Here is an 8,730-nt window from a genome sequence, read left to right on the forward strand (position 1 = left end):
TCCACAGAAAATGTGAGTAACTTTACAGTTATATGACAGCACAAAAAGGTGCTTATAACTCGATACCTTTCTGTGCTTTTATACCGGCCCGAAATGCATGTTTAACATCCTCAATACGACTCACGGTATCGGCGGCTTCTATGACACTTTCAGGAGCGCCTCTGCCCGTAATAATGACATGTTGCATGTCAGGTCGTTGTGCAATGTCATTCAACACTGTTTCTACATTGAGATATTTCATTTTTAAGACGATGTTCAGTTCATCTAATAACACTACATCAATGTCTGGATCGTTGAGCATGGCTTTGCAGACTTCCCAGCCTTTTTCTGCAGATGCAATGTCTTGCTCAAGGTTTTGGGTTTCCCAGGTAAACCCATCACCGACCACATGGTAGGACACTTCTTCAGGAAAGCGACGAAAAAAGGATTCTTCCCCTGTGCTGAATGCACCTTTGATAAACTGAACTACGCCGACTTTCATATCATGACCGAGCGCTCTTGCCACCATACCAAAGCCTGATGAGCTCTTACCTTTACCGTTACCCGTAATAACTAATAACAGGCCTTTGTCTTTTTCTGCTTTTTGAATTTTTTCATCGACCACACTTTTATGGCGTTGCATACGTTTTTTATGACGTTCACTTTTTTCAGTATCAGACATTGGACGTTCCTAAAACACAATTAAAAAGAATAGAAAGCTGATTTCCAGCAATTCGACCATCGCGCCGGCTGTATCACCAGTAAAGCCATCCAAACGATGCTCCATCGCGTATCGAAGTAATAAGAATACGATCAAACCCAGTAACAGCGGCGTGAAACCAAGACAGAAAAAAGCAATGAAGGTAGTGATTCCCATCATCCACTTCACTTGATTTACAGGTAGATAGTGTTTTAATACTGCACCGATGCCGTTGGGTCTGACGTAGTCAGTCGTGAGAAATAATAAAGGCATCGCTGTTCTGGCGAGGATAATGCTCCAGATTAATGCATAAATTTGACCTGAAGAAATAACAATTTCCAACAAGGCCAGTTTGAGTAATAAGGTTAATCCCAGGACCACCACGGCAATCGGACCGGCTGCAGGATCTTTCATGATCGCCAGCGTACGCTGTTTGCTGCCGATACCACCAAGCCAGGCATCAGCTGAGTCAGCAAGACCATCTATATGTAAACCGCCCGTTAACAATACCCAGACGGTCAGTAATAAAGCGGCGCTGAGTAAGCTATAGGAAACGGGTAAAACAGATACGACACCAGATAAAATGAATCCGATAATCAAGCCAACTAGCGGATAAAAAACTAAAGAGCGTCCAAGCTGTTGTTCAGTTGCGTTCGCATAACTGACAGGAATAATGGTGAGAAATTGTAGGGCTATTTGAAACGATAACCACATTATTTGTCTCCTTTACTGATGTTGGCTTGTTCAAAAGTCGCCATGCCGTTGTGTAACAGGCAAGCTTGGCGAAGTAGGGGAACAGCGACGGCAGCACCACTGCCTTCACCTAGACGCATATCCAGTTTGAGTAATGGTTCAGCGTTTAAGGCCTCTAAAACAACTTGATGGCCTGGCTCAGCGCTTTGATGACTGTATATAAACCAATCTTTGCAGCCAGCTTGTATTTTCTCTGCTATTAATGCTGCCACTGTACTGATAAAACCATCTATCAGCACCGGGATACCTTGTTTGGAACACGTCAGATAGGCACCCACCATTGCGGCGATTTCGAAACCTCCCAAGGTTTGCAATACGGTTAACGCATCCTTGTCGCGCTGCGCGGAATGTTGCTCAAGTGCTCGCCGAATAACGTTTAATTTGTGTTGAACACCTTGTTGATCCAGTCCTGTGCCGGGACCGACTAAGTCTGCGGGGTCACATGTTAGTAAAACAGAGGCTAAAGCTGTAGCAGCAGTGGTATTACCAATACCCATTTCACCGGCAATGTAGAGTTGCGTATTTTCAATATCACTGAATACATTATCACGGCCAATTAATAGTGCCTGCTGGCATTGCTGCTCAGTCATAGCCGAGCTCTGGCAAAAATTAGCGGTACCCGCATCGATACGTTTATCTAATACACCTGGAATTTCTTCTAATGCTTCCACAGTACCGACATTGATAACATCGAGCTTTGCCATCAACTCCTGAGCTAATACACTGATAGCGGCACCGCCATTGGCAAAGTTTCTGATCATCGCGGCGGTGACAGACTGAGGGAAGGCTGAAACACCTTCAGCCATCACGCCATGGTCTGCAGCATAAACAGTGATGTGCACATGCGTCAGGTCAGGGATTTCACTGGCTTGTAAACTCGCTATTTTGACGGCTAAGTTTTCCAGCTGACCGAGGGAACCTGGCGGTTTAGTCAACTGCTGCTGACGTGCTAACGCTTTTTGTTCATGCGTCTTATCTACCGCCTTAACAGGTTGTTTGAGCCATTCAGCGAAGTTGTTCATGCAGTTGTCCTTTTAAAAGATGAGGTAAACCTGCCACGGTTAAGATAACGTTATCGCTGATGTTGGCGATACGTTGATGTAAAACACCGGCCTCATCACAATAACGACGCGTTAAGTCCCCGAGAGGCATCACGCCCATATTGGTTTCATTACTGACCATAATGATGTGTTTATCAGAGGTTTGCAGCGTATCCAAAAAAGCTGATATCTGTTCTGTTAGAAGAACGTCTTCAGCTAATAAAAGATTGGTCAGCCAAAGCGTTAAACAATCTACAAGCACGACGTCAGTTGTGGCTTTTTTTATGGCATCCGCAAGATACAGTGGCTGCTCAATGGTTGGCCAGTTGTCTGGTCTTTGCTGCTGGTGCTGTTTGATCCGCTTTGCCATTTCATCATCATGCGCCTGCGCTGTAGCAATATAGGTGACGGATTCATTTGTGGTAGCTGCCCATTGTTCCGCTAAGCGGCTTTTACCTGATTTTGTGCCACCAAGGATTAACGTCGTTGTCATCATGCGTCCTCAAGTATCTGCATCAACTTATCCGTATCAATATGTGTAGCTACCATTTCTGCCAGTTTATTGATGTCATTTTCACGAAGTTGCCAATAATCAACAGATTCAACATTATCAAGACCTGCCCAACTCAATAACGCTTTTGCTGGTTCATCTTGTTCAAATAAACCATGCAGATAGGTGCCGATAATCTGTTTGTCATCACTGATGACACCATCTGGACCATGTGACAGATGTACAAGAGGCGATTTCAATGCGTTTCCTGTGCTGATACCCGCATGTATCTCATAACCTGAAATAGTGACAGGCACATTATTGATAAGTAATTGCCCCTGATTTTGTCGTAATGTTTTATGGCCAGCCAATATTGTTTCCATATCCAATAGACCAAGACCATCACTGCTACCAGGCTCACTTTCAATGCCATCCGGGTCATGAATTAGTCTGCCCAACATTTGAAAACCACCACAGATACCCAACACTTTGCCACCATAGCGACAGTGTTTCTGAATCGCTTCAGACCAGCCCTGAGTTATCAGCCAGTCCAAATCTGCTCTGACATGTTTGCTGCCAGGCAAAATAATCAGATCGGCTGCGGGAATGGTTTCATCAGGGCCAATAAACTGTAAATTGACTTGAGGATGAAGTCTCAGTGGGTCGAAATCCGTGTGATTACTGATACGTGGTAACACGGGAACAATAATATTGAGCTGTTTTTCCGAAGACGTGATTTGCTGCGTATTGACGGCATCTTCAGCTTCTAAATGCAGACCATGCAAATAGGGCAACACGCCTAACACCGGTTTACCTGTTTTTTGTTCCAGCCAGTCCAGACCTGGTTGCAATAAGCTAATATCTCCGCGAAAACGATTAATAATAAAGCCTTTAATACGTGCCTGTTCTGATTCAGATAAACACGATAATGTACCGACCAAATGGGCAAACACACCGCCACGATCAATATCAGCAATCAAAATGACCGGACAATCAACCGCTTCAGCAAAGCCCATATTGGCGATGTCTCGATCACGTAAATTGATCTCTGCCGGCGAACCTGCACCTTCAACCATCACCAGCTCATAATTGGATTCAAGCCAGTGATGTGAGTCCAGAACGGCTTGCATCGCTATTGGCTTATAGTCATGGTAAAAGCGGGCTTCCATATTAGCGACAGCTTTGCCATGGATAATGACCTGAGCACCGGAATCACTATTAGGTTTGAGTAATACCGGGTTCATATCAATATGCGGCGCCAGATGACAGGCTTGTGCTTGTACTGCCTGAGCTCGGCCAATCTCTCCTCCTTCAGCAGTCACTGCGCTATTGAGTGCCATATTTTGTGGTTTGAACGGTGCAACACGATAATTCTGCTGCACAAACCAACGACATAAGGCGGTGACCAACGTGCTTTTGCCTGCATCGGATGTGGTGCCCTGAATCATCAATGTTTTCTGTTTCATAACACTTCTCGCAGGGATTGTAGGGCTTTTTCCAGTTGCTGCCATTGCTGTTCATTGGCCGGTAAACCAAAACGCAAACTGGCAGGGGAGCTAAATAAGCGGGTCAGTACGGCTTGTTTTGCCAGATGTTCATGAATGTCGCTGGCGGCAGGATGCATCACCCATTGAAATAAATCAGTGCTGCCTGTGGGACTGAGCTTATAAGTGCTAAGCAACTGAGCTAAACGTTGAGACTGGTTTTGCAGTTGTTGAATGGTACGCTGCTGCCAGTCAGTATCCTTGAGTGCCTTTGTGGTGATAAAACGTGATGCAGTAGCAATGGGCCAGGGGCCAAGATGCTCTTCGACTTTATCCAGAATTGATTGTTCGGCGATTAAAAAGCCAACGCGACAACCTGCCAGACCAAAGAATTTGCCTATCGATCTCAGAATAAGTAGTCCGGGCATGGCCGGTAGGTTACAAAGACTTTTCTCGGGTGTTGTATCAATAAAAGCTTCATCAATGACTAGCCAGCCATCACCTTGTTGTAATTGCTGATGCCAGTTTAATAGCTGTTCTTTACTATATCGTCTGCCGCTTGGATTGGTTGGGTTGATAATAATCAACACATCCGTATGGGCAATCACAGAATCAATCTCTTCATGAGCAATGGCTTGAACATCGTGCCCGGCTTTTTGCCAACTATAGGCATGCTCTGCATAGCAAGGGTCTATCACTTTTACTCTGCATGGCCCACGTAACTGTGGTAAAAACTGTATAGCCGCCTGACTGCCGGGAAGGGCGATTAAAGATGGATTACCGTAATACTCTGCTGCCGAGTTAAGTAAATCATCATCTTGCTCTGGTAAACGGGTCCAGACAGATTCGGGTAATGCCGGAATGGGCCAGCCATTGGGATTGATCCCCGTTGATAAATCCAGCCAATGCTGGTGGGCGATACCATATTTTTTAATGTAGTGATTGAGTTTGCCACCATGCTCAAGCATAGCTGATACCTGTAATGATAGTGATGACGGCTATCCACAACAACAGACTATCCGTGACTAGATGTAAGGCCCGAGGAATATCATCTGCATTGGCTTCGCGATTTAAGCCAAGCGTTGGACGATCGTGCCAAATACCGTGATAACGTGCCTGGCCACCCAGCTCTATTTCCAGCGCCCCGGCACCTGCCGCCATCACCGGGCCAGCATTGGGACTATCCCATTGTTTAGCTTGCTGTCTCCAGCAATGTAGTCCAGAGCGGACATTGCCTACCAGTGCATAACTGAGCGCTGTTAATCGTGCCGGAATATAATTCATTAGGTCGTCAATACGGGCGGCAGCACGACCGAAATAGAGATAACGGTCAGTTTTATATCCCCACATAGCATCCAATGTATTACTCAGTCGGTAAATAACGACACCGGGAAGGCCCGCCACAATAAACCAGAACAAAGCTGAAAAAATGGCATCGGCGCCATTTTCTAATACCGATTCGATACTGGCTTTAGGAATATGTAATGTTTCTCTGTCACGGCTGACGATGTAACTGGTTAAGGTTTTTCCCTGTTCAATATCGCCTTGTTTTAATGAAGTGATAATCGGTGTCACATGATCGTATAAGCTACGATGACCAATACAGAGGTAGAGTACGATAACGCTGAATATCAGGTTAAGTGATGGAATGTCACTTATACAAGAGGCGATAAAAGCAAAAGGTGCGACCAGCACTAACCAGCCAAGCAGTCCTTTAATAAACTGCTTTTTAATGCCGTCACTAGCGTTGTACACTCTGTTTTCAATGTGTTTGGTGAGTTGACCAAAACCCACAAGCGGGTGACGACGTGTTGGTTCACCGAGTAACCAATCAAGCAATAAAGCAAGAATAATAAACAGTAAGGTCATAAACTGGCCGGTTTATCCCAGTGGTTTTCATATAAAACAGAGTCAAGTTCAATGCCCTGGCGCCAGTTTTCCATTTGTAGCATCGGCTCTGGATAAAACTCATTAACATGACCCAGGCACAGAATGGCGACAGGGGAGGCACCTGAAGGCAGCTTGAGTAAGTCTGCCAATGCTTCTGGTTCAAAAATAGATACCCAGCCCATACCCAGACCTTCGACTCTGGCGGCCAGCCACATGTTCTGAATGGCACAGGAAACGGAGGCCAAATCCATATTCGGCATGGTTCTCCTGCCAAAGATATGTTCTTCACGTTTATCGCATAAGGCGACAACCAGGATTTCAGCACAATTATCCATGCCCTCGACTTTTAAACGCATAAACTCATCTTCACGTTCGTTCATGGCTTTGGCCGTTTCTATGCGTTCTTTTTCGACCAGGGCTTTTATCTTTTCACGAATAATGGAATCAGTAATTCGAATAATTCGCCAGGGTTGCATCAGACCAACGCTTGGGGCTTGGTGTGCGGCCATTAATAAACGTTTTAGCTGTTTCGGTGCAACAGGATCAGGTCGAAAGTGACGCATATCCCGGCGCTCGGCTATTGCCCTGTAAACCGCTTCTTGTTCTGCTCTTGAAAATTGATGAGGGGAATCACTCATGGTGATAACCACGCTGCAATAAGATGAGGGTTAGAGTAAAAGTAAAAATGGATATAGCTGGCGGTCAGACGCTCTTGTTGATAAACAGCTTCATTGACTGATTTGCCATTAGGACACTGTCCGCTTATTTCAGATACTAATTCTGTGCTGAGTGAAGAATGATGATAAGTGTGACCTCTAATCGCTTGATTCTCAACGGTCACTTCCTGCAAACCAAGCGCGGTTAATCTGGCCTGGAGTTTCGCCTTAGCTGGCAAAATACCACACATTGTGGCGGTAACATCTGTCTTGTCTGTCAGCGTCTCGCAAAGGTATAACATGCCACCACATTCCGCGAGGATAGGTTTATTTGCCTCGTAATGTTGCTGAATAGCTTGTTGCATCTGTGTATTGGCACTTAATGCGGCCAAATGTAACTCCGGATATCCACCGGGTAAATAGAGACTATCGATATCAGGTAGCTCGGCATCATTGAGTGGAGAGAAAAAAACAAGCTCAGCACCTAANNCCTGCTGGACTTTTAGCTGCAACAGCAGCACCTCTATTTAGCGCATCATTAACAATATCTCTAGCAGTGTTTGCTCTTGCTGCTGTATCAACAATACCATTGATTGTTTCTGTTATACGCAAAGCAGGACGATTATTATATCCAAGTATTTTTCTTACAACATTAGGAAGTGCATCTTGATCTAACTTTTTTTCAAATGCACCTGTTTCTTTTCGCATACTGCGTGATGGTTGATATAAATTTTTAGCTGCTTGTAAAACAAATTCATTCTCATCTGCATTACTAATTATACGTCCATCAGTTGTAATATATTCTTTAGTGTATTTTTCCCACCTTACATTTGTTGGGTCTGCTGACATAGCAGATTTTAATTCTGTAAGAATAGTTGGATTTTCTTTTATAAATTCATCAAAGTTTTGTGTTCTTTTGTTTACTGCATATAACAAGCTCAGCACCTAAAGACTTCAGACAATCCAGGTTTGCCTGATAGAGAAAAGAGAAAGCGGCATCTTTGGCGATGCCAATCTTCAAACCATCCAGTAACGCTGGAAGTTGCGGAGTATCAATGAACGGAAAATCGATGTTTGGCAAAGACACTGAATCATCAAAATCAAAAGCCTCAAGCGTATGGCTTAAACGTTGTTCTAAATCTGTAATTTCACCGGCTTGTTGTAAGCCTAAATATCGACTGGGTAAGGCATGTTCAGTTTGTCGGTATAAGGTAGCAAGGCAGGGAAGTGTTGGAGGCAGGGCATTTTTGAGCATATCGGCATGACGTTCACTGCCGACTTTATTCGCTATAACCGCCGCCACCTGTGTGTCTTGCCGATAGTGATCCAAACCTACTGTAATCGCCGCGAAGGTTTGTGCCATGGCGCTGGCATCGATAACGGCGAGAATGGGTATACCAAAAGCTGCTGCCAGATCAGCTGTAGAAGGTTCGCCATCAAACAGTCCCATCACACCTTCAATCAGGATAATGTCAGCCTGTGCAGCGGCTTCTGCTAACAGTTGCTGACTATGTTGTTTGCCAACCATCCAAAGATCAAGTTGATAAACAGGGTGACCGGACGCCTGCTCTAAAACCATGGGGTCCAGAAAATCTGGACCCACTTTGAAGACTCGAACGTGTTTGTTTTGCTGCCTGTAATGTCTTGCTAGTACAGCCGTAACCGTCGTTTTACCCTGACCAGATGCGGGTGCAGCAATGACTACAGCAGCGCATGACTGCGACTGCATTTATTAATT

At 44.9% G+C, this 8,730-nt stretch carries 10 protein-coding genes; all 10 read right to left on the reverse strand.

Annotation, left to right across the window (positions count from 1 at the left end; all coding sequences use genetic code 11):
- Positions 1-52 precede the first annotated feature (52 nt).
- The 10 genes from cobO to B4K20_RS11250 all read right to left on the reverse strand — a co-directional run bounded on the left by cobO (position 53) and on the right by B4K20_RS11250 (position 8,721).
- Positions 53-661, reverse strand: a complete 609-nt coding sequence (gene cobO / locus B4K20_RS11200) for a cob(I)yrinic acid a,c-diamide adenosyltransferase (protein WP_289282945.1) — start codon at positions 659-661, stop codon at positions 53-55.
- 9 nt (positions 662-670) lie between these two features.
- Positions 671-1,393 carry an adenosylcobinamide-GDP ribazoletransferase gene (locus tag B4K20_RS11205; RefSeq protein WP_289282946.1) on the reverse strand — a complete coding sequence of 241 codons (723 nt, stop codon included), beginning with the start codon at positions 1,391-1,393 and terminating at the stop codon, positions 671-673.
- Positions 1,393-2,454: a nicotinate-nucleotide--dimethylbenzimidazole phosphoribosyltransferase gene (gene cobT, locus B4K20_RS11210; RefSeq protein ID WP_289282947.1), complete on the reverse strand. Its 1,062-nt coding sequence runs from the start codon at positions 2,452-2,454 to the stop codon at positions 1,393-1,395. The genes B4K20_RS11205 and cobT overlap by 1 nt, the downstream gene beginning before the upstream one ends.
- Positions 2,438-2,965 carry a bifunctional adenosylcobinamide kinase/adenosylcobinamide-phosphate guanylyltransferase gene (gene cobU / locus B4K20_RS11215; protein ID WP_289282948.1) on the reverse strand — a complete coding sequence of 176 codons (528 nt, stop codon included), beginning with the start codon at positions 2,963-2,965 and terminating at the stop codon, positions 2,438-2,440. Before cobU ends, cobT begins: the two co-directional genes overlap by 17 nt.
- Entirely contained in the window at positions 2,965-4,428 is a 1,464-nt protein-coding gene (locus B4K20_RS11220; protein WP_289282949.1) for a cobyric acid synthase, read from the reverse strand. Before B4K20_RS11220 ends, cobU begins: the two co-directional genes overlap by 1 nt.
- A complete protein-coding gene (gene cobD, locus B4K20_RS11225) occupies positions 4,425-5,414 on the reverse strand; it encodes a threonine-phosphate decarboxylase CobD (RefSeq protein ID WP_289282950.1) in 990 nt (329 codons plus the stop codon). Before cobD ends, B4K20_RS11220 begins: the two co-directional genes overlap by 4 nt.
- Complete coding sequence (gene cbiB / locus B4K20_RS11230) at positions 5,407-6,315, reverse strand: adenosylcobinamide-phosphate synthase CbiB (protein WP_289282951.1); 909 nt, start codon at positions 6,313-6,315, stop codon at positions 5,407-5,409. The genes cobD and cbiB overlap by 8 nt, the downstream gene beginning before the upstream one ends.
- Positions 6,312-6,974 carry a 5,6-dimethylbenzimidazole synthase gene (gene bluB / locus B4K20_RS11235; protein ID WP_286304310.1) on the reverse strand — a complete coding sequence of 221 codons (663 nt, stop codon included), beginning with the start codon at positions 6,972-6,974 and terminating at the stop codon, positions 6,312-6,314. Before bluB ends, cbiB begins: the two co-directional genes overlap by 4 nt.
- Positions 6,971-7,513, reverse strand: coding sequence for a hypothetical protein (locus tag B4K20_RS11240; RefSeq protein WP_422655791.1), 543 nt, complete (start codon positions 7,511-7,513; stop codon positions 6,971-6,973). The genes bluB and B4K20_RS11240 overlap by 4 nt, the downstream gene beginning before the upstream one ends.
- A 377-nt stretch (positions 7,514-7,890) precedes the next feature.
- Positions 7,891-8,721: a cobyrinate a,c-diamide synthase gene (locus B4K20_RS11250; protein WP_289282954.1), complete on the reverse strand. Its 831-nt coding sequence runs from the start codon at positions 8,719-8,721 to the stop codon at positions 7,891-7,893.
- Between the last annotated feature and the right edge of the window lie 9 nt (positions 8,722-8,730).

Origin of the sequence: Methylophaga sp. UBA5088 (genome assembly GCF_002414625.1) — a bacterium.
Classification (GTDB): Bacteria; Pseudomonadota; Gammaproteobacteria; order Nitrosococcales; family Methylophagaceae; genus Methylophaga; species Methylophaga marina.

Bases quoted from the DNA above. Each gene is read 5' to 3' on its own strand.
- cobO (WP_289282945.1), bottom strand. From the start codon at position 661: ATGTCTGATACTGAAAAAAGTGAACGTCATAAAAAACGTATGCAACGC.
- B4K20_RS11205 (WP_289282946.1), bottom strand. From the start codon at position 1,393: ATGTGGTTATCGTTTCAAATAGCCCTACAATTTCTCACCATTATTCCT.
- cobT (WP_289282947.1), bottom strand. From the start codon at position 2,454: ATGAACAACTTCGCTGAATGGCTCAAACAACCTGTTAAGGCGGTAGAT.
- cobU (WP_289282948.1), bottom strand. From the start codon at position 2,965: ATGACAACGACGTTAATCCTTGGTGGCACAAAATCAGGTAAAAGCCGC.
- B4K20_RS11220 (WP_289282949.1), bottom strand. From the start codon at position 4,428: ATGAAACAGAAAACATTGATGATTCAGGGCACCACATCCGATGCAGGC.
- cobD (WP_289282950.1), bottom strand. From the start codon at position 5,414: ATGCTTGAGCATGGTGGCAAACTCAATCACTACATTAAAAAATATGGT.
- cbiB (WP_289282951.1), bottom strand. From the start codon at position 6,315: ATGACCTTACTGTTTATTATTCTTGCTTTATTGCTTGATTGGTTACTC.
- bluB (WP_286304310.1), bottom strand. From the start codon at position 6,974: ATGAGTGATTCCCCTCATCAATTTTCAAGAGCAGAACAAGAAGCGGTT.
- B4K20_RS11250 (WP_289282954.1), bottom strand. From the start codon at position 8,721: ATGCAGTCGCAGTCATGCGCTGCTGTAGTCATTGCTGCACCCGCATCT.